This window comes from Cohnella ginsengisoli, from assembly GCF_029525555.1.
Lineage (GTDB): Bacteria > Bacillota > Bacilli > Paenibacillales > Paenibacillaceae > Cohnella > Cohnella ginsengisoli.
Genome location: NZ_JAPDHZ010000003.1, coordinates 611,775 through 632,232, shown reverse-complemented (window position 1 = coordinate 632,232; position 20,458 = coordinate 611,775). Strand labels below are relative to the sequence as shown.

Below are 20,458 nucleotides of genomic sequence, written 5' to 3'. Positions count from 1 at the left end.
CGCGCCACGCTCGCCGCCGCCATAGCGCAAAAATGCGCTATACTCGCCGCATGACCCGTAGATCGCAGTCGTTCACCTCCCTGGCCGGGCACAATATGCTATAATGTAATTTGCCATATTGTCCAAGAGAGGAATCCGTGATTCATGAGCAAAGCGATCCGCGACGAACTTAAGCAGGAAGTGGCGAAGCGCCGCACCTTCGCGATCATATCCCACCCCGATGCGGGCAAAACGACGCTGACCGAAAAGCTGCTGCTGTACGGGGGCGCGATTCATATTGCCGGCTCGGTCAAGGCGCGCAAAGCCGCCCGTCACGCGACCAGCGACTGGATGGAGATCGAGAAGCAGCGGGGGATCTCCGTCACTTCGTCGGTCATGCAGTTTCAGTATGCCGGCAAAAACGTGAACATCCTCGACACCCCGGGTCACCAGGACTTCAGCGAAGACACGTACCGCACGCTGACCGCCGCCGACAGCGCGGTCATGCTCATCGACGTCGCCAAGGGCGTCGAAGCGCAGACGATCAAGCTGTTCCAGGTATGTCGCAAGCGGGGCATTCCGATCTTCACCTTTATTAACAAGCTCGACCGCGAAGGGCAGAATCCGTTCGAGCTGCTCGAGGAGATCGAGCGCGTGCTCGGCATCCGCTCGGTGCCGATGAACTGGCCGATCGGCATGGGACGCGAGCTGTGCGGCGTTTACGACCGCATGAAGAAGCAGGTCGAGCTGTTCCAGGGCAACGATCACTCCACGATCGAGGTCCGCCCGGCCGCCGACTACAACGATCCGGCGATCCGCGAGATGGCGGGCGATTATCTCGCCGACCAACTGGCGCAGGATCTCGAGCTGCTCGACGTCGCGGGCGACCCGTTCGACTACGAGAAGGTCCGAGCGGGCGAGCTGACGCCGGTCTTCTTCGGCAGCGCCGTCAACAACTTCGGCGTGCAGACATTCCTCGAGAACTTCCTGCAGCTCGCTCCGGCACCGACGTCGCGCCGCACGACGGACGGCGAAGTGGAACCTGACGACGAGAAGTTCTCGGGCTACATTTTCAAGATCCAGGCGAACATGAACCCGGCCCACCGCGACCGTATCGCTTTCTTGCGCATCTGCTCCGGCAAGTTCGAGCGCGGCATGTCGGTCAAGCACGTGCGCGCGGGCAAGGACATTAAGCTGTCCCAGCCGCAGCAGTTTCTCGCGCAGGATCGCGACATCGTCGATACCGCCTATCCGGGCGACATTATCGGCTTGTTCGATCCGGGCATTTTCCGCATAGGCGACAGCCTCGCCCAAGGCGCGAACCTGACGTTCGACGAGCTGCCGACGTTCTCGCCCGAGATCTTCGCCAAGGTATCGGTCAAAAACGCGCTCAAGCAGAAGCAGTACCTCAAAGGTCTGGACCAGCTGACCGAAGAGGGCATGGTGCAGGTATTCCGCTCGATCGGCCCGTTCGAGGATACGTATCTCGGCGTCGTCGGCCAGCTTCAATTCGACGTCTTCGAGTACCGGATGAAAAACGAGTACGGCGTCGACATCCAGCTCGCGCGCACGCAGTTCCAGTTCGCCCGCTGGATCGTCGCAGACAAGCTCGACGCTTCGAAGTTCCGCATCAACTCGACGCTCGTCAAGGACAAGAACGACAATAACGTCGCGCTGTTCGAAAACGAGTACGCGATGCGTACCGCCGTGGAGCGCATGCCCGACGTAAAGTTTCTGGAGACGGCGCCGTAAGGCCCGACGTTTCGCTTTTCCTCAGATTAAAGACAGGTCCCAACAAAGGCCGCCCCCCGCGACGCACACGGGGCGGTCTTTGCTTTGGCGCGCCGACATTGTCGGTTGTCCCAAAGGACGGGGTTCGGCTATAATGAAAGCCATATACAAGTTTGGGGCAAATCAAGGCAAAGGAGCGGACCGAATTGGCTACTTTAAAGGATATCGCGGATCAAGTGGGCGTATCGATCTCCACGGTGTCCAGAGTCGTCAACAACGATACGAGTCGTTCCGTCAATGCAGACACGCGCCAGCGCATATGGGACGCGGTCGCGCAGCTTGGCTACAATCCGGGCAAGACGGCGAAGGACGGCGCGGGCTCGAAGCGCGGGATATCCGCGCGGCAGCCCGATATCGGCAAGGTCGGCTGCATCGTGGCGGTTAATCAGAACAAGTACAATCATCCGTACTTTTCTCCGATTCTCGAGGGCATCGAGCGAGGCATTCAGGAGCACGGCGGAGAATTGGCCTATATACACAACGGCGAAGATCTCAAATCTCCCGAGATGCTGCAAAAGGTGATCCAGGACGGCGGGGTGGACGGCATCATCGTCGTCGAGAGCATCGATCCGGTCGTCTACGACGCGATCAAGCGCCATATCCCTTGCGTCGTCGGCATCGACGTATCCGATCCGTCCATTCCGAGCGTCGGCTACGACCGGCTGATGGCGGCGAAGCATGCGGTGCAGCATCTGATCTCGCGGGGGCATCGGCATATCGGCTTCCTCGGCGGCTCCGGCAGGTCGCTCGACATCACCAAGGAAAAAAGATACCGCGGCTACAAAGAAGCGATGGACGAAGCCGGACTCGCGATCCATAAGGAATGGATCCTCGATACGGAATGGAATGCGGAAAAAAGCTATACGCTGATGAAGCGGACGCTCGAAAAGCCGGCCAAGCTGCCGTCCGCATTTCTGGCCGCCAGCGACATGATGGCGATCTCGGCGATGCGTGCGGTATTCGAGAGCGGTCTGCGCATCCCCCCAGGATGTCGCCATCGCCTCCATCGACAATATCGACTTCGCCGAGTACGCGACGCCGCCGCTGACCTCCGTACATATTCCCAAGTTCGAGATCGGTTGGGTGGCGGCCAAGACGCTCGTCGACGTCAGACAGAACAAGTACCCGCTTCCCGTCAAGATTACGCTTCCGTTCGAGTTAATGGCCAGACAATCGACCTGATGCGGCACCATTCGTACACCCTGCCCGTTTATGCGGTGCAGGGTCTTTTGTTTTCCATAGCATTTTGGATATATTTGCGGCAAAATATAAGAAAAATTTGCGTGAAAAGCGGTTTGTGCACATTCTCCAAATTAAAGGCTCTGCAAGCGCTTAGATCAATGAAATCCGAATGTTAGATTGTGCTTCCGTCATAAGTAATCGTATTTTACGAATATTTTCGCCAAATAAAGTCCAAATAACCAAGGAAAAATCCATCCAAATTGCATTAAAAATCCTTGACGGTTTTCCGATATTCGAATAATATTTAAATTGTAATCCAAACAAATAAAGTTTGGCGCAAAAACATCGGAGTTGGGGGATACGATATACGATGAATAAAATTCGGCTGGCACTGATCGGCGTAGGGGATATGGGGACGGGCCATGCGATGGGATTCGATCAAATCGAAAACTGCGAGATCGTCTGGGTCGCGGATCCGAGCGAATCCAACCTGGCAAGGGCGATGCCGTACATAAGAAGAAACAATCCCGGTATCGTTGCGAGTTACCTGGAATTGTTGGAACACCTCGACACCTTCGACGCCGTCGTCATCTCGCTGCCCAACTATATGCATCGCGATGCGGCGGTACCGTTTATCGAACGCGGCAAGCATGTGTTTCTGGAAAAACCGGTCGCGCCGACGCTCGGCGAATGCGACGAGATCATCGCCAAGGCGGAAGCGGCCGGCGTGATCCTGCAGATCGGCCTCACTTACCGTTACTCGAACATCTATCGCCGGATGCGCAGGGAACTGGATGCCGGGCGGCTGGGAGACGTCACCATGATGTGGTGCAAGGAATTCCGCGATCCGTTCCCGCCGGTGGACTGGTTCTACGACGCTTCCAAGTCGGGCGGCGCGCTCATCGAGAAGGATTGCCACCACTTCGATATTTTCAACTGGATGATCGATTCGAAGCCGCGCCGCGTATTCGCTTCCGGCGGCCAGCACGTGCTGAAGGACGGACAGCCTAACGTGATCACCAACTCCTACACGCACTACGAGACCCGGACGCTCACGAGCACTTCGATCGTCGACCATGCCTGGGTCATCGTCGAATACGAGAACGGAAGCAAGGCGAATCTCGGACTCTGCATGTATCTGAAGCCGAGGAACCTGATGGACGAAGGGCTCGAGATCGGTCTGCTCGGCAGCAACGGCGGCCAGATGATCGCCAAGAAGGACAAGACGATCGACATCTTCGGTCCCGAGGACAGGAGCCGCGACCACATCGATCTGGACCACGAATCCGATTCGGTGAACGGCGGACATACCGGCAGCCAGCGGCAGCGGCACGCTTTCCTGAATTCTGTCGCCACGGGCGAAGCGCCTTATGCCAACGGCCGGATCGGCCGGGATGCGCTGCTCGTCGCGCTTGCCGCCGAACGTTCCATCAAGGAAGAACGTTACGTCTACATCAGCGAGCTGAGCTAAGGCCGACAGACAGGGGGAGTCCGCAATGACCTCGAGGTGGAAAGAGGAAGGCACGTTTTTGTTGTTTATCCTTCCTTGGATCGTAGGTTTTCTCGTGTTTTTCGTCGGACCGGCCGCGCTGAGCATGATCTACAGCTTCGCGGATTACAACTCGGTGACGCCGCCGCAGTGGATCGGGTTCGACAACTACCGGGACTTGTTCAAGGATCAGATTTATTTGAAAAGCTTCGGCAACACGCTGTATTTCGTTTTTATCGCCGTGCCGATCACGGTCATGTTCCAAATTCTGATCTCCGTCGTGCTGAACGTCGAGATCAAGGGCATCCGCTTTTTCCGCACGATCTATTACTTGCCTTATCTGGTTCCGCCCGTCGCGACGGTCATCATCTGGCTGCTGCTGTTCGGCACGGACGGCGGCTTCGTCAACCAGCTCCTTGAGGCCGTCGGCATCCCGAAGGTGGACTGGTTCGGCTCCGAAGGATGGAGCAAGCCGCTGATCGTGACGATCGGCATCTGGAGCTCGGGCGGACCGGTCCTGATCTTCCTCGCCGCGCTCAAGGGCGTGCCCGCCCAGCTCTACGAGGCGGCACGCATCGACGGCGCCAGCCGAATCCGCCAATTTTTCACCATCACGCTGCCGATGATCTCGCCGACGATTCTTTCTCGCTGGTGCTGCAGATGATCTACTATTTCCAGATGTTCACCGAATCCCGCCTGCTGAACAACGGGGGCCCGGACTACTCCTCGTCGACCTACATGCTGAATACCTACAATACCGCATTCCGCGACATGAAGTTCGGCTATGCGATGGCGCAGTCCTGGATTCTGTTCGTCATCATTCTGATCCTGACCTGGATCGTGATGAAAACGTCGAACCGCTGGGTCTACTACGAGAGCGATAAAGGGGGGCGACGCATAGGCATGACTTACCGATTCAAAACGCCGCTGCAATACGTCGCGCTGCTCATCGGCCTGTTCATCTTCGCCGGCCCGCTGTTCTGGCTGCTGTCCACGATGCTCAAGACGCAGGAGCAGACGTTCAGATATCCGCCGGAGTTTCTCCCGCATCCGTTAACGCTAAGCGCCTTCGGACGGCTCTTCGAATCGATGCCGCTCATGGGCCGCTGGATCGGCAACTCGTTCGCGATCGCGGGCTCCGTCGGTCTCGGCACGATCCTGTTCTCCTCGCTGATCGCGTTCGGGTTCGCCCGTACGAAGGCGCGTTCGCGCAAGTTCCTGTTCGCCATCGTGCTGGCCACGCTTATGATTCCGGCGCAGGTGACGCTGATTCCGCTGTATCTGCTGTACCGGGATATCGGCTGGTACGATACGTGGCTGCCGCTCATCGTTCCGCACGTACTCGGCAATCCGTACTTCATCTTTTTGTTCAGGCAGTTTTTCCTCACGATCCCGCGGGAACTGGACGAAGCGACCTACGTCGACGGAGGCGGGTACTGGACGATCTACTCCAGGGTTATCTTGCCGCTGTCCAGCCCGATCCTCGTGAGCGGCTTCATCTTCTCCTTCGTCTTTTCGTGGACGGACTTCTTTTCCCCGCTCATCTTCATCCAATCGGAAAAGCTGCAGACGCTCAGCGTCGGCCTCCAGATGATCATGGGCCAGACTTCGCACGACTTCCCGGTGCTCGCGGCCGGTTCGTTCCTCGCGCTGCTGCCGATCGGCGTCATCTACTTCTTCGCCCAGCGCTACTTCATCGAGGGGGTGGTCATGACCGGGATCAAGTAATCCCGGCGGCACCCGTGAGAGCGCATCAAGGGGCAGGTCAATCATTCATCCACGTACAAGGAGGGCTCAACATGCAAACAAAGAAACGGATCGTGCAGCTCGCGGTACTGAGTCTGATCGGAACGATGAGTCTGGCGGCATGCGGCAGCAACAACAATGAAGGCGCGCCTTCGTCTCCTGCGGCTAGCGCTTCGGCGAGCGCTTCGGCGCCGGCGGCGTCGGGTTCGGCATCGGCCGGCGCATCCGCGTCGGATATCTCCGGCAAGGTGACCTATGCGCAATGGGGTACGAACGTGGAGACCGAGCAGACGAAGGAGCTGCTCAAGGGCTTCAGCGAGAAGTATCCGAACGTCGAGGTCGAAGTCGTCAGCAAGGACTGGGGCACCTACTGGACGGCGCTGACGGCGCAGGCCGCGGCCAAGGACCTGCCCGACGTCTATAAGATCAGCTACGCCTACGTGGACAAATACGCCAAGATCGGCGCGATGAAGGATCTGACCGACCTGATCGCTTCTTCCGGCTTCGATACGAGCAACTTCGAGCCCGGCGTGCTGGCCGCCCACCAGGTCGACGGCAAGCAGGTATCGCTGCCGCGCGACGCCAACACGATCGTGCTCTACGATAATAAAGGGCTGTTCGACGACCCCAAGACCAATCCGTCCGGCGCCGCTTATCCGGCGGGCGAGCTGACCTGGGATCAGGCGCTCGACATCGCCAAGAAGATGACGCTCGACAAAAACGGCAAGACGGCCGCGGATGCGGACTTCGACGCGAAAAATATCGTGCAATGGGGTCTGACCGTAGATGCCGCCGGCTCCGCCGACTCCGTGCTCGAGCCGCAGATCGAGTCCAACGGCGGCAAACTCGTGAACGACGACAAGTCGCTCGGTCTCGAATCGCCGGAAGCGAAGCAAGTGCTCGAGTTCTATCGCGATCTCATCACCAAATACCACGTAACCCCGACATTTAGCCAGAGCCAGTCGCTCGCCAAGGAGCCGTTCCTGACGATGACGACGGGCAAGGTCGCGATGAGCTTCGCGGGCTCTTGGTCCGCCAGCGAATTCACGAAGGCGAACATCAAGTTCGACACCGTGCTGCCGCCGAAGTTCAAGGAGACGAAGACGGTCGTACAGGTCGCAGGCAACGCAATGAGCCCATATAGCAAAAATGAGCAGGCGGCTTGGGCGCTGCTGAGCTGGCTGGGCGGTCCGGACGGACAGATCGCGCTCGCGCAGCAGGGCCAGTCGATCCCGGCCAACAAGGCGGCCGCGGAAACGTACCTTGCCAAAGACGAGGGCTACAACAAGCAAACGTTCATCGATGCGCAAAAATACGCGATCTCCGCGCCGTTCTTCGACGGCAAGGAAAAGCTGCTGTGGGAAATCATTCCGCAAAAGCTCGCGCCGCCGCTGTCCGGCAAAGGCGAGCTTGACGCCGCGGTGAAGGAGATCGGGTCGCTTTACGGCAAGTAAGACAATAAGCGCCGGCGGACGCTTGACGTGAAGTCCGCCGGTCCGAACGGCATACCACGAGCAATACGTATAACGCATAGACAATGGGAACCGCACTTCACTTTGATTCAGTCTGTCAAAGCCTGCAGAACCCATTGTCTTTTCTTTTGCCTTTTAAAGCGATTGGCAGACGGGATGAAGGAGGATGCGTGGGATATGAAGCTGGATGACGGAATGAAGGTGGATGATGGAATGGAGATGGATGTCGGAGTGAAGGCGGACAATGGCATGAAAAGGAAGCGCTCGCATCTTAAGCGATGGCTGTCGGCGGGGCTGGCTTTGACGTTGGCCGCAGGACTGGCGCCGATAGTCGGCGGGGCGACGGCAGCGACGGCGGGGGAGGCGTCGGCGTTGGCGGCGCATGCGAGATTCACGGGCGCGCCGGCGGAATGGGATGCCGTTGCGGCGGACGAGACGGCGGGCGGAGGCGCGCTCAGCCTGCTGAAGGGCGTGCAGCGCGGCGGCATGCTGTATTTGCTGGCCGAGGGGACTGCCGTCGATCCCGGCGGCGTCTTCTTGATCGACGCGGACGATGATTCGGCGACAGGCGCGCAGGAGGCGGCTTGGAGCGATGCGACCGGCATCGATTACCGGATCGTCGGCACGCAGGTCCAGCGATATGCGGACGGGGCATGGATGCCGGCCGGTACGGCGGCGTACGCCAATTCGGGCGCGATCGCCGAGGCGGCGGTCGACATCGGGCTGCTGGGCTTGACCGCTTCGGCCCCGCTGAAGGCGGCCTATGCCGAGCCGGCGGCCAACGCGTTCCTGCCGGATGCGGGCAAGCCGATGCTGGCCGTCGAGGCCGAAGCCGCCGCCTTCGGACCCGATCCGGACATCGCGGTCGACGGCGATCCGGCGGATTGGTCCGGCTCGGAGCCGGTCGCCGTGTCCGCGGACGGGCTCACGAAGCTGTACGCCGCGGCGAACGGCGACACGCTGAGCGTCATGGTCAGCGGCAGGATGGGCGACTGGAACGACGTCTTTATCGATACGGACCATAGCAAGGACACCGGCTTCACGACGAACTGGCTGTGGCCGGATTACGGCTTCGACTACATGACGGAAAACGGCGCGCTGTACGCCAGCACCGGCAGCGGCTGGGGCTGGAGTCAGCTCGCTGCGGAAGGCGTCCAGTACGCGGCGTCCGGCTCGGGCAACGGCAAAGTCATCGAGATGTCCGTCCCGCTCGGGGAGCTCGGAATGGCGGCCCCCGCGCCGCTATATATCGGCTTTAACGTCGGCGAGGTGTATGCGCCGGCACCGGCCGCCCAAGCGGCGAAGATCGTGCCCTCGCTGCCCCGCGTGACGGCGGACGGCAACGACGCCGAGTGGTCTGGCATCCGTCCGATCGCGACCGGCACGGGCAATATCCGGGATCTGTCGGCGTTCGTGAAAAACGACAAATTGTATGTGCTCGCGCACGGCTACGACCTGTCTGGCGAGAAAAACCTGTTCATCGACGCGGACAACGATCCGGAGACCGGTCATCAGGGCTGGCAATACGCCGCTACCGGCGCCGATTATCTGGTGCAGAACGGCACGGCATACAAAAGTACGGGCAGCGGCTGGAGCTGGGAGGCGCTCGGCGCCGCGGAGAGCGTCGTGTCGAGCGTATACGCGCCGGCCGGCGAGAGCGTGCTGGAAGCGGCCGTCGACATGAGCGGCTGGGAGGCTTCTTCTACGGTGCGGGTCGCGCTCGGCGTCGGCGCCGACTATGCGCCGGCGGCATCGGGCGCCGCGCGCTATCCGGCCGCCTTGTCCGAACGCGGCGCCCAGATCGCCGTCGACGGCCAGGACGGCGACTGGTCGGACGTCGACAACAAGGCGGCGTCGAGCGGCGGCTCGATTCGGCTGCGCGCGCTACGCGACCGGGAGAAGCTGTACTTGCTGGCGCAGGGCAGCGGTCTGAACACGCAGAACGAATACTTCATCGATGCCGACGGGGACGGCGCGACCGGTCTGCAGGATGCGCGCTGGCCGGGCGGCGGCATCGATTATAAAGTGTCTCGCAACACGCTTTATCGATTCGACGGCGCGGGCTGGACGGCGTCGGGCAAGGTACAGAACGTGCCGGATGCGGGGAACGATCTCGTCTACCTCTATCTGGATCAGATCGGGGCAACGACGGATAGCGGGCTTAAGGTCGCTTATGCGGCGAAAAACGTATTGGCGCTGCCCGGCGTCGGCCGGCCGATGCTGGCGGTGCAGGCGTTGGCCGAGCAGCCGTCCGAGGCGGGCGTCTACTATCCGCGCGAATCGTTCGAAGTGCTGAACAATCCGTACACCGGCTGGGTCGCCTGGGCGCGGGACGTGCCGAAGAAGGCGCTCGGCGAGCCCTATGCGCAGTCGCACAGCATGGTATATGCCGGCATCAGCTGGCGGGAGCTCGAGCCGGTCAAGGGCGAGTTCGACTGGGCGGGCATCGAGGAAAAGTACCAGTTCGCATACTGGGCGAGCCTCGGCAAAAAAATCAATCTTCGTATCGTGATGGACACGCCGACGTCGGATCCGGCGCATAAAGACATTCCCGACTGGCTGTACGACGAGCTGGTCGAGGAAGCGGGCTCCGCGGACGGTGCGGGCAAATGGTACGACTCGTCCGAGATCGGCGCGGGCTTCGCGCCGAACTACAACCTTCCCGTGCTGCTCGAGGAGCACGAGCGGATGATCGGAGCGCTCGCCGCCCGCTACGACGAGGATCCGCGCATTGCCTACGTCCAGATCGGTTCGCTCGGCCACTGGGGCGAATTTCACAACTACCCGGAGCCGCTGTCGGGCAAGTTTCCGAACGTCGCCGTATCCGACCGGTACGTGCAACACTATCTGGACGGCTTCAAGCACAAGCTGCTCGGCATGCGCAAGCCGTTCCCGATCGCGGCGGCAAACGGCCTCGGGCTGTTCAACGACGTGTTCGGCGACAAGGGCTCGACGGAGTCCTGGCTAAGCTGGATTCGCGACGGCTGGTCGGACATCGGTCTGTATATCGAACCGGGCGAGAGCGCGGCCGAAGCGCAGGCGGCGTCCAAGATGCCGGATTTCTGGAAAACGAGCTTCTCCGGCGGCGAATTCACGAGCGGCAATCCGCTGCTCTCGCTCGCCGACGGCAGCATCGTCGAATCGCTCCGGGAAGCGCGGCTGTCCCATACGTCGTGGCTGGGGCCGTCCGCGCCGTTGGACTACGAAGTGGGCAAGGGCGGGATCACGCAGGAAATTCAAGAGAACATGGACACGTTCCGCAAGACGATCGGCTACCGGTATGTATTTAATGCCGTGAAGCACGACGGCGAAGCATCTGCGGGCGACAAGATCGAAGTGAAGACGCAGTGGACAAACAAAGGCGTCGCGCCTTTTTTATTACGACTGGCCGGTCGCCGTCGCGCTGGCGGATGCGGACGGACGGATCGTCGCGTCGAGCGTCACGAAGGCGAGCGGCGTCGATATTCGCGGCTGGCTGCCGGGCGATTACGAAGCGACGCTGCCGCTGGATATCCCGGCAGGACTCGCGAGCGGCGAATACCGGGTGCTGGTCGGCATCCTCGATCCGGATACCGGCAAGCCGGGCATTAAGTTCGCGATCGAGGGCGACCGGGGAGACGACTGGTCGGCGCTGGATACGATCCGGATCGCGGGAACGTCGGCGCCGCCGTCGCCGCCCGGATCTCCGCAGCCGACGCCGACGGCGGATGAGGTGCAGCAGGTCGCGTCGCTGCCTGCGCCGGCCGGCGGCAAGGCGACGGTCGCGATCGCAGCCGGCAAGACCGAGGTTCGGGTGCCGGCGGATGCGGCGTTCGCGCTCGGCGAATCGCTCGCCTTCGCGGACGGCGGCTTCTCGCTCGAGCTGCCGCCGGGCGTATTGAAGCAGCTTGCCGCGCTTCGCGGGGCCGGCGGCTGGCAGGGCGGCGAGCTTTATGTCGTCAGGCGGCCGGGGGGCGAAGCGGCGGCGAAGACGCTGGCGGCCGCTTCGACGGCGAGCGCGGTCTATCGCCAGGCGGGAGACGCGTACGAGCTGGAGCTCGGCGTACGGAGCCCTGCCGGCGTCAAGACGCCGCTTCACCAATTCGACGAAGGTCTGAAGCTGACGCTAGAGCTGGCTGGAGGCGCGGATCGGACGCTGACGGGCATTTATGCGATTCCGGGCGTCGGAGCGCCTGAGTACGTCGGCGGTGCGGCCCGAGGCGATGTCGTCACGGCGACGGTCAAGCATTTTAGCGTGTACGCGGTGTTGGCGCTCGACCGCAGCTACGAGGACGTGTATGCCGGACATTGGGCCGCGGGCGGCATCAAGTCGCTGTCGGCGAAGCATATCGTCCAGGGCGTCGGCGGGAACCGGTTCGAGCCGCTCCGCGCGGTGACGCGGGCCGAGTTCGCGACGATGCTCGCCAAGGCGGCGGGCTTTGCGCCGACGGCGGACGCGCCTGCCTTCCCCGACGTCCCGGCCGACGCCTATTATGCTCCAGCGGTCCGCGCGGCTGCCGCGTTCGGCATCCTCCAGGGCAGAGACGACGGCCGCTTCGGGCCTTCCGATCCGATCACGCGCCAGGAAGCGGCGGTCATGCTGCTTCGCGCATACGAAGCGGCGCATCCTGGCGAGGCGGTCCCGACGTCCGCCCAAGACCGGTCCGCATTCGCCGATGCCGGAGCGACTGCGCCGTGGGCGGAGCCGGCGATCGGGTTCGCGATCGACTACGGCCTGCTGAACGGACTGCCGGGCATCGGACTCGCGCCTGCAGGCATCGTCAGCCGGGCGCAGGCGGCCGCCATGCTCTCGCGGTGGCTGTCCATTTAAGCGATCCAACTGAAGAGAGCCGTACCTTCGCGGTACGGTTCTTTTTTATTTTGGCGAGGGAGGCGTGGACCGCCTATCGTGTAAAAGTGCGCGATCGAGACGTGCAACCTCCGGTCGGCTTGGCTATCGCGTAAAAGTGCAGGATTTTTACCCAGAAAGCAGGGGATCTCGCTCAGAGAGGCGAACTAACGAGCGCTTTTGCGAGATAGATTGCAAAAAAACATCAGGCTGGCCGCCGATGATATACTTTTGCGCGATAGCGCCTGTGGCTATCGAAAACACCCGCATGGTTCAGCCCTGCGCTACTTGTCCCCGCGCCTCCCAGGCTTCCGCCAGCAACTCCGAATTGATGCCCGCGCCGGCCATCGCGCCCATGGCGGCGGCCTGGATGAGCTGATTCATCTCGGTCGCGATGTCGCCGGCGACGAACACGCCAGGCACGCTCGACTTGCCCATTGCATCGATCGCCGCTACGCTGCCGGTCGGGGTCAGCTCACAGCCGAGCGCTTGGGGCAGGTCGGAGCCGGCCACCAGCGTCGGCGCGAAAAAATGCCGGCGCAGGGAACCGAGAGGCCGTCTTCGAGCTCGACCCGGCTAACCATGCCGTTCTCGGAGACGATCCGGCAGATCCGCCCGTCATGCAGCGGAATGTTCCGTACGTGCAATTCCTCGCGCTGCGCGTCCGTCAGCTCGTGCGGACCGTTGGTGAACAAGCTGATACGGTCCGACCAGCCATGGATCGTCTTGGCATAATGAAAGATGTGTTCGCCTTTGGCAATGACGGCAAGCTCTCGATCGCGCAGCTCCCAGCCGTCGCAATAAGGGCAGACGAACGCGCTTTTTCCGTATACGTCGATCAAGCCCTCGATCTCGGGCAGCCGATCCTTTTTGCCGACGGCGAACAGCAGCTTTTTAGCGCGGTAGCTATCGCCCTTCTTGGTCGCGATCTTGAAGTCGCCGTCCGCTCCGGCGATCTCGATGGCGATATCCGCGACGAACCGGACGGAAGGGTATGCGCCGATCTGCTCGACGGCGATACGTCTGAATTCGTCGGGCTTGATCCCGTCTCGCGTCAAAAATCCGTGCGACTCGTGCGTGACGCGATTGCGGGGAAGCCCTTCGTCGATCACGATTACGTTTTTTCTGGCTCTCCCCAGCACGAGCGCCGCATTCAGTCCAGCCGGTCCGCCTCCGATGATCGCCGCATCCAATAACTGATCCATGTGCATGCTCCTTTTGGTGATATCATAGATTCTTAATATCCATGATTATAGCGGACGGTCGGTGCATTATGCAATCGTTTTTTTGCGCGCGACCCAAAATCGAACAAGAAACGGACAACAATGCGTGGGCGGCAAGCGTTATAATGGAAGCGATTAACCCAATCGCGAAGGAGTATGATGATAAGCGTGAGCAAAAATCGGATCGGCTTGATCGGCTGCGGCAATATCAGCGCTATCTACTTGAAAAACCTTACGGCCTCGTCCGATGTGCAAGTCGTGGCGTGCGCGGACATCGACGTCGAGCGTGCGCGCTCGCGCGCGCAGGAGTTCGGCGTGCCGAAAGCATATACGGTCGAGGAGCTGCTCGCGGACCCCGAGATCGACATCGTCGTCAACCTGACCATCCCGGCTTCGCATGCCGAGATCAGCCGCCGTGCGCTCGAAGCGGGCAAGCACGTTTACCTGGAAAAGCCGCTTGCGGTAGAGCTCCAGGACGGCCGCGACGTCGTCGCTTTGGCCGAGTCCAAGGGACTGCGCATCGCCTGCGCGCCTGAGACGTTCCTGGGCGGCGGCATTCAGACCTGCCGCAAGCTGATCGACGAAGGCGCGATCGGCCGGCCGATCGCGGCGACGGGCTTCATGATGGGCAGCGGTCCCGAAGCCTGGCATCCGGATCCGGTGTTCTTCTACCAAAAGGGCGGCGGCCCGCTGTTCGACATGGGCCCGTATTATTTGACCGCCTTCATTTTCCTGCTCGGCGGTATCCGCCGCGTCACCGCATCCGCGGCGATTTCGTTGCCGGAGCGCATCGTCGGCAGCGGGTCCAAGAAGGGCGAGCGCATCCCTGTCGAGACGCCGACGCATATCGCTGGCGTTCTGGACTTCGCGTCCGGCGCGGTAGGCACGCTGATCACGAGCTTCGACGTCGCGGCCGGCACGAATCTGACCAACATGATCGAGATTCACGGCACCGAAGGCACGTTGCGCGTACCAGACCCGAATACGTTCGGCGGTCCCGTCAAGCTCAAAAAGCCGGGCGGCGACTACGAGGATGTATCCCTCTCGTTCGGCTATGACGACAACATGCGCGGCATCGGCGTCATCGACATGGCGCGCGCCATCGCCGAGAACCGCCCGCATCGCGCATCCGGCAGACTGGCGCTGCACGTGCTCGAGACGATGAACGGCCTGCTGCAGGCGTCTGCCGAAGACCGGCACATCGCGCTCGAGCCGCTCGCCGAGCGTCCGGCGATCATGCCTGAAGGCGGATTCGAGTAAGGCTGCCGATCATGCCCTGAGCAGTAGAAGCCCGTACGGATTAAAGCCGTACGGGCTTTTTCGTATGATCTACGAGGATAATGCCGCCGAAATGGCCAACCGTAATAGAAACATGTAAAATTTGGGTAAATTCAATTGATTCTATTTTGAAATATCCCAATTCGTACATATCGGAGGGTGCCGAACGTGGCCAAAGATTTGAACGAGCAACTGAATGACTGGCATCGCAAGAGGGACTACGGCAAAATCGTCGACGCGATCGAACGGATCCCCCCCCGGATGAGCGGGACTACGCGATTATCAGCCACCTGGCCAGAGCTTACAACAACCTCGATCGTTACGAGGAGGCGCTGACGCTGCTGCTGTCGGTGGCCAAGCAGGGCGTCGCGGACGCGCTGTGGCATTTTCGGACCGGATATTCCTACTACTATCTGGATCGTTACGAGGAGGCGATTGCGGCATTCGAGCAGGCGATCCGCTTGGATCCTTCGGATGAGCTGGCGAGAAAGCTGCTTCGATTGAGCCGTACGGAAGCCGAGCGGCTCCTTGCCAAGCCGATGCCGACCCGCGTCTTCTCCGGAGTGCCTTTCGAGCCATTGGACTTTTCCTGTTTTTGGGAAGACAGCGATTATGCGCGCGAAGCCTTTGTATCGGATCCGCCGACAGACGAGCTGATCGCCGAGGTGGAGGAGGAGCTGGGCTACAAGCTGCCGGCCTCGTATATTCACCTGATGAAGCTGCAAAACGGAGGCATTCCGCGCAACACGTGTTTTCCGACGAAAGAGGCGACTTCCTGGGCGGACGATCATATCGCGATAACGGGCATCATGGGGATCGGCAAGGACAAAGACTATTCGCTGTGCGGAGCGTTCGGAAGCCCGTTCATGATCGAAGAGTGGGGCTATCCCGACATCGGCGTCGTATTTTGCGACTGCCCGTCCGCCGGCCATGACGTTGTCATGCTCGATTACCGCGGCTGCGGACCGCAAGGGGAGCCCCAGGTCGTACATGTCGATCAGGAGCGGGATTACCGCATCACCTTTCTGGCTTCGAACTTCGAAGATTTTATCCGCGGGCTGGTAAACGAGGATACGTACGACACTTCGGAAGCGGATACGGAGCAGGATCTGCTGCGCGTGCCCGCCGGCCAGTTTACGACGTCGCTCGCGGAGCTGGGCGGCCATGAGACCGAAATCGAAACGGAGCTGGCTCCCTTTAAGCTCGTCCGGCACGGCGATAGCACCTCCGTCTTTTTGAGCGCCGGCATTTACAAGCAGGATTTGTTCCGCTTGCGGGAGGAAGAAGGCTTCGAAGGCAGCGGCTACGATTGGGCTTCGCTGGCTGCCGTGTTCCTGGAGGAGCGAATGCCTGAACTATCCGGCATCGTCCGGTTCGATCCCGAGGCGGGCATGTTCAGCGCTTATTCCGGCGACCGGGAGGCGATCGTCCGCTTCGCCCACGCCTTTAAGTCCGCCTGCGAGGACGACGTGCTGATCCGGGACCTATTCTCCCGGGCCGAATTGGACTGACGACTCGGCATAGGCTCGAAAACGGCCAATTGCGCCGCAACCGCATAGTCTCCCCATCGAACTCCCAATGTTGCTCCTGCGAGGGCGTTTGTGGAATACTATTCTTATTGTAATGTCGGGGGAGAGCTGGCAATGGAAAAAAGGCTGTTGATTCGTAATGGCAAAATCGTGCTGCGCGGAAGCGTGGAGCAGGCTGATATTTTCGTCGAAAACGGACGTATCGCAAGCATAGGCGGCGGGACGGTCCCGAGCGGGAGCCTGACGACCATCGACGCGGAAGGCGCTTATGTGATGCCGGGCCTCGTCGATATCCACTGCGACGCGATCGAAAAGGAGGTCGAGCCGCGCCCGAATACGCTATTTCCGATGGAGATGGCGTTTTTGCAATTCGAGCGCAAGCTCGCCGGACATGGCATTACGACGATGTACCATTCGTTGTCGCTCGGCGTGGGCCTTAGCCTGAGGGGCGAGCATCTCGTGTCGGAGATGATCGGGACGATCCGGCGGCTTAGCGGCGCGCGGTCGATGATTCGCCATCGCGTGCACCTTCGTTACGAAGTGTCGCACCTAACCGGCTTCCCGCTCGCCGAACGTCTGATTCGCGAAGGGCAGATCGATTATTTATCGCTGATGGACCATGCGCCGGGTCAAGGTCAATATCGCCGTCCGGGCGCTTTTGAGCGATACGTCATGAAAAATCAGGGCGTCGACGCGGAGGAGTGCGAGCGGATCGTCGAGGAACTGCAGGCGCGCAGGGCGCTGATCGATTGGGATAAGCTGCGTCGGCTTACCGCGTTGGCCCGGGATCACGGCATCGCCGTCGCTTCGCATGATGACGATACGCCTGAGCAGGCGGACCGGTCGATGGCGTACGGCGCTTCGATCAGCGAATTTCCGCTCAATCTCGAGACGGCCGCATACGCTTCGGGAAAAGGAATGAAAATATGCGTAGGCGCTCCGAACATCGTGCGCGGGGGTTCCCACGACAAAAACCTGACGGCGATGGATGCCGTCAGGGCCGGCGCCGCCGACATCGTTTGCTCCGATTATCATCCGGCGTCGTTGCTTCAATCGTTGTTCGCCATGCATGCCGGTGGCATTCCGCTCCATGAGGCCGTGCGGATGGCATCGCTCGAACCGGCTGCGGCGCTCGGGCAAGCCGCTAACGTCGGCACGATCGAGCCCGGCAAGCTTGCGGATCTGCTCGTCGTCCGTACGATCGGCGGCGTGCCGGTCGTCACCGATACGATCGTCGAAGGGACGGTCGTGTCGCAGACGAGGGATTACCGGATATAAAGGGGATCAGGAGGGCGAGTGCACGCCTTCCGCTCCCTGGGTTCGCGCCGCGAGCTGGGCATGCAAGGTGTTGACCAGCTGCTCGCGCGTTTCCTCGGCGCTATGGGTCCAGATCATCTCGAATAGCACGCCGATGCCGGGCAGCGTTACCTCGGCATTGCCGATCGAATCTTCGATCGTGGCCCTGAGCTCGGCCTTGCTCTTGCCTTCGACGCGTTTGAAGATGGCTTCTCGCAGGGTGATGTTCATGGCTCTGATCCTCCTCGAAGCGGTCGTCCGCAGACCGGGGCGTGACCGGGCCTGCCGCCCCTATAGCGTCTCCGTCCCGAATGGCGGTTATCCGGCGCGCGGGTCCGTGTTATAATGGAAAACACGAAAAGCGAAGCCGGCAAGGCAGCAACGAGGAGGAACCTTCGGCATGGCCAAGGGCAAAAAGCAATTCGCCGTCATCGGTCTCGGTCGCTTCGGCGCAAGCGTCGCGCAGTATCTGGCGAAAATGGGATACGAGGTGCTCGCGGTCGACGAAAACCAGGAGCGCGTGCAGGATATGGCCAACGTGGTCACGCACGCCGTCTCCGCGGATTCGACCGACGAGGAAGCGCTGAAGGCGCTCGGCATCCGCAATCTGGACGTCGTGGTCGTCGCGATCGGACAAGATATCCAGGCGAGTATCCTGACGACGCTGATCCTCAAGGACCTGGGCGTGCCGAGAATTATCGTCAAGGCGCAAAACGAGCTTCACGGCAAGGTGCTGAGCAAGATCGGCGCCGACAAGGTCGTATTCCCCGAACGGGATATGGGGCTGCGGGTCGCGCATCATTTAATATCGCCGAACATTATCGAGCATATCGAGCTTTCTCCGGACTACAGCATCGTCGAACTGCAGGTGCCTTCGAATATGGCGGGCAAGACGCTGAGGGAGCTCGACTTTCGCGTCAAATTCGGATGCAACGTCATGGCGATCAAGCACGGCGGGGAAAAGATGGACGTGACGCCGCGCGCGGACAAGCCGCTGCAGCGTACCGACGTGCTCGTCATCGTCGGCAACAACGGACAGCTGACCCAATTGGAGCAAGCCTATGCCAGCCTTTGAACCTGCGATCTCATCCGTCGCCAATCCACGCGTAAAGGGATGGGCCAAGCTGTCCGAGCGCAAATATAGGCAGCAGAGCGGGCGCTTCAAGCTGGAGGGCGTCCATCTGGTCCAGGAAGCGCTCGAAGCGGGTTGGCCGCTCGAGGCGGTCGTCTTCGACGAGGGATACGGCCTGCCCGAGGAGCTGATGCCGTACGCGGAGCGCGCCGGATCGGGCGATGGGCCTGCCGCGATGACGGCGTGGGTCCCGGTCTCGCCAGACATCATCGAGAAGTGCAGCGAGACCGAGTCGCCGCAGCCGGTATTCGCGGTGGCGCTGAAGCGAAACGCAGACGAAGCCGCGCTCTTCGGCAGCGGCGCGAACGACCCGATCGCCATGCAGCGCAGAGGTCCCGTCGTCGTGCTCGACGGCGTGCAGGACCCCGGCAACGTCGGCACGATCGTGCGCTGCGCGGCGGCCAGCGGCGCCTCGGCCGTCGTGCTCGGCAAGGGCACGGCCGATCTTTACAATGCCAAGACGCTGCGCGCCACGATGGGCTCGCTCTTCCGCGTGCCGACAGTCGAGGCCGATCTGTCCGAGCTGCTGTCTGAAGCGAAGCGGCAGGGGGGCGGTCCTGTACGGAACGAGCCTGCAGGCAGAGCTTTCCTGCTACGAGATCGACCTGACCGGCGGCGACGTCTGGCTGCTATTCGGCAACGAGGGCGCGGGGCTGTCTCCGGCCGTACAAGCGATGATCGATCGCGCGATTATTATCCCGATGACCGGATATGCCGAGTCGCTGAACGTTGCGATGGCCGCTACGGTGCTGCTGTTCGAGGCGCAGCGCCAGCGGCTGGCCTAAACTCGCCTTTCGCTGGCGAAATAGGAATATCACAAGGAAGATTAAGCGAAATTGAGCAAGGAAAGACCAAGCCATCTGCTGAAACCTTAAAGGAATTAAGGAAGAGGTTCCAAGTTGATTCGAATTGGCTTTTTGATGAGTTGGACCCTTGAGGACATTTATGTTCTTGAGGGTCTTTATCTTTGTACTGATAAATGAAAGTTGTAGACTGAGAAATAAGGTGTTAAACCGAGAAAAATAAATAATAGATGGCAGTGAGGTGTTAAGCTCCTTCGGTCCCGCTGCAGTTGCCTTGAGAATAGATGAGCGTAATTTAATAGGTGCGATGCGTGATTATGTGCCTTTAACAGATAGGGGAGCACAGCAAGCTGAAGAACTCATAGACAGTTATCCGTATCTTGCGCATTGCGATTTGATTCTGTCTTCTCCGTACACTCGCTCCCTACAAACGGCTGCAATTATGAACAGGAAATTGGGACTTCCATTACATGTTGAATTTGACTTGCACGAGTGGACACCTGATAATTGGCAAGCCCCGGCTATCGAAGAAATTATCGAGCTGATGAAGGATTATAAGAAACATAATGGGATCTATCCAGCGGGCGAAAGTTAAGTTTGGGAACTTGAAAAATACTGTATTTTATAATGAGCGTCGAATTCGATCAGGAGGAGCATAAAGGGGGCTATACTTCCGACAATTATTGCTCCTTCTGTCAGTTTTAATAAAT

15 protein-coding genes and 2 pseudogenes are annotated in these 20,458 nt (G+C 60.5%); 15 read left to right on the top strand and 2 right to left on the bottom strand.

What is annotated here, in order from left to right; translation table 11 throughout:
* Positions 1 to 144 precede the first annotated feature (144 nt).
* The 8 genes from OMP38_RS14045 (at position 145) to OMP38_RS14005 (ending at position 12,469) form a co-directional block, all read left to right on the top strand.
* Complete coding sequence (locus tag OMP38_RS14045) at positions 145 to 1,731, top strand: peptide chain release factor 3 (RefSeq protein ID WP_277565701.1); 1,587 nt, start codon at positions 145 to 147, stop codon at positions 1,729 to 1,731.
* A gap of 185 nt (positions 1,732 to 1,916) precedes the next feature.
* Positions 1,917 to 3,128: a LacI family DNA-binding transcriptional regulator gene (locus OMP38_RS14040; RefSeq protein WP_477100073.1), complete on the top strand. Its 1,212-nt coding sequence runs from the start codon at positions 1,917 to 1,919 to the stop codon at positions 3,126 to 3,128.
* A 194-nt stretch (positions 3,129 to 3,322) separates the two neighbouring features.
* Entirely contained in the window at positions 3,323 to 4,423 is a 1,101-nt protein-coding gene (locus OMP38_RS14030; RefSeq protein ID WP_277565700.1) for a Gfo/Idh/MocA family protein, read from the top strand.
* Between the two features lie 25 nt (positions 4,424 to 4,448).
* Positions 4,449 to 5,105, top strand: a complete 657-nt coding sequence (locus OMP38_RS14025; protein ID WP_277565699.1) for a carbohydrate ABC transporter permease — start codon at positions 4,449 to 4,451, stop codon at positions 5,103 to 5,105.
* Positions 5,102 to 6,169: an ABC transporter permease subunit gene (locus tag OMP38_RS14020; RefSeq protein ID WP_277566813.1), complete on the top strand. Its 1,068-nt coding sequence runs from the start codon at positions 5,102 to 5,104 to the stop codon at positions 6,167 to 6,169. Before OMP38_RS14025 ends, OMP38_RS14020 begins: the two co-directional genes overlap by 4 nt.
* 71 nt (positions 6,170 to 6,240) lie before the next feature.
* Complete coding sequence (locus OMP38_RS14015; protein ID WP_277565698.1) at positions 6,241 to 7,641, top strand: ABC transporter substrate-binding protein; 1,401 nt, start codon at positions 6,241 to 6,243, stop codon at positions 7,639 to 7,641.
* Positions 7,642 to 7,836: 195 nt separating this feature from the next.
* Positions 7,837 to 11,250, top strand: coding sequence for a beta-galactosidase (locus tag OMP38_RS14010; RefSeq protein WP_277565697.1), 3,414 nt, complete (start codon positions 7,837 to 7,839; stop codon positions 11,248 to 11,250).
* Complete coding sequence (locus OMP38_RS14005) at positions 11,204 to 12,469, top strand: S-layer homology domain-containing protein (RefSeq protein ID WP_277565696.1); 1,266 nt, start codon at positions 11,204 to 11,206, stop codon at positions 12,467 to 12,469. The genes OMP38_RS14010 and OMP38_RS14005 overlap by 47 nt, the downstream gene beginning before the upstream one ends.
* A 291-nt stretch (positions 12,470 to 12,760) precedes the next feature.
* Here the strand turns inward: OMP38_RS14005 and OMP38_RS14000 are convergent.
* A pseudogene (locus tag OMP38_RS14000) lies at positions 12,761 to 13,692 on the bottom strand (NAD(P)/FAD-dependent oxidoreductase).
* Positions 13,693 to 13,878: 186 nt separating this feature from the next.
* Between OMP38_RS14000 and OMP38_RS13995 the strand changes: the two are divergent.
* The 3 genes from OMP38_RS13995 (at position 13,879) to OMP38_RS13985 (ending at position 17,795) form a co-directional block, all read left to right on the top strand.
* Complete coding sequence (locus OMP38_RS13995; RefSeq protein ID WP_277565695.1) at positions 13,879 to 14,970, top strand: Gfo/Idh/MocA family protein; 1,092 nt, start codon at positions 13,879 to 13,881, stop codon at positions 14,968 to 14,970.
* Between the two features lie 368 nt (positions 14,971 to 15,338).
* The gene (locus tag OMP38_RS13990; RefSeq protein WP_277565694.1) at positions 15,339 to 16,499 is read left to right on the top strand and encodes an Imm51 family immunity protein; all 1,161 of its coding nucleotides are present in this window, start codon (positions 15,339 to 15,341) and stop codon (positions 16,497 to 16,499) included.
* A gap of 132 nt (positions 16,500 to 16,631) precedes the next feature.
* Positions 16,632 to 17,795, top strand: coding sequence for an alpha-D-ribose 1-methylphosphonate 5-triphosphate diphosphatase (locus OMP38_RS13985; RefSeq protein ID WP_277565693.1), 1,164 nt, complete (start codon positions 16,632 to 16,634; stop codon positions 17,793 to 17,795).
* A gap of 6 nt (positions 17,796 to 17,801) precedes the next feature.
* On the opposite strand, the gene sspI is transcribed toward OMP38_RS13985, so the two are convergent.
* Entirely contained in the window at positions 17,802 to 18,044 is a 243-nt protein-coding gene (gene sspI / locus OMP38_RS13980) for a small acid-soluble spore protein SspI (RefSeq protein ID WP_277565692.1), read from the bottom strand.
* A gap of 169 nt (positions 18,045 to 18,213) precedes the next feature.
* Here sspI and OMP38_RS13975 point away from each other — a divergent pair, with 169 nt between their 5' ends.
* From OMP38_RS13975 to OMP38_RS13960, 4 genes and pseudogenes are all read left to right on the top strand, one after another.
* Positions 18,214 to 18,888, top strand: a complete 675-nt coding sequence (locus OMP38_RS13975) for a potassium channel family protein (protein ID WP_277565691.1) — start codon at positions 18,214 to 18,216, stop codon at positions 18,886 to 18,888.
* A pseudogene (locus tag OMP38_RS13970) lies at positions 18,875 to 19,730 on the top strand (TrmH family RNA methyltransferase). The gene OMP38_RS13975 and the pseudogene OMP38_RS13970 overlap by 14 nt, the downstream one beginning before the upstream one ends.
* Positions 19,655 to 19,882 (top strand): helix-turn-helix domain-containing protein, encoded by a 228-nt coding sequence (locus OMP38_RS13965; protein ID WP_277566812.1) that lies wholly within the window; start codon positions 19,655 to 19,657, stop codon positions 19,880 to 19,882. The pseudogene OMP38_RS13970 and the gene OMP38_RS13965 overlap by 76 nt, the downstream one beginning before the upstream one ends.
* Before the next feature lie 140 nt (positions 19,883 to 20,022).
* A complete protein-coding gene (locus OMP38_RS13960) occupies positions 20,023 to 20,343 on the top strand; it encodes a histidine phosphatase family protein (protein ID WP_277565690.1) in 321 nt (106 codons plus the stop codon).
* The last annotated feature ends 115 nt before the right edge of the window (positions 20,344 to 20,458 follow it).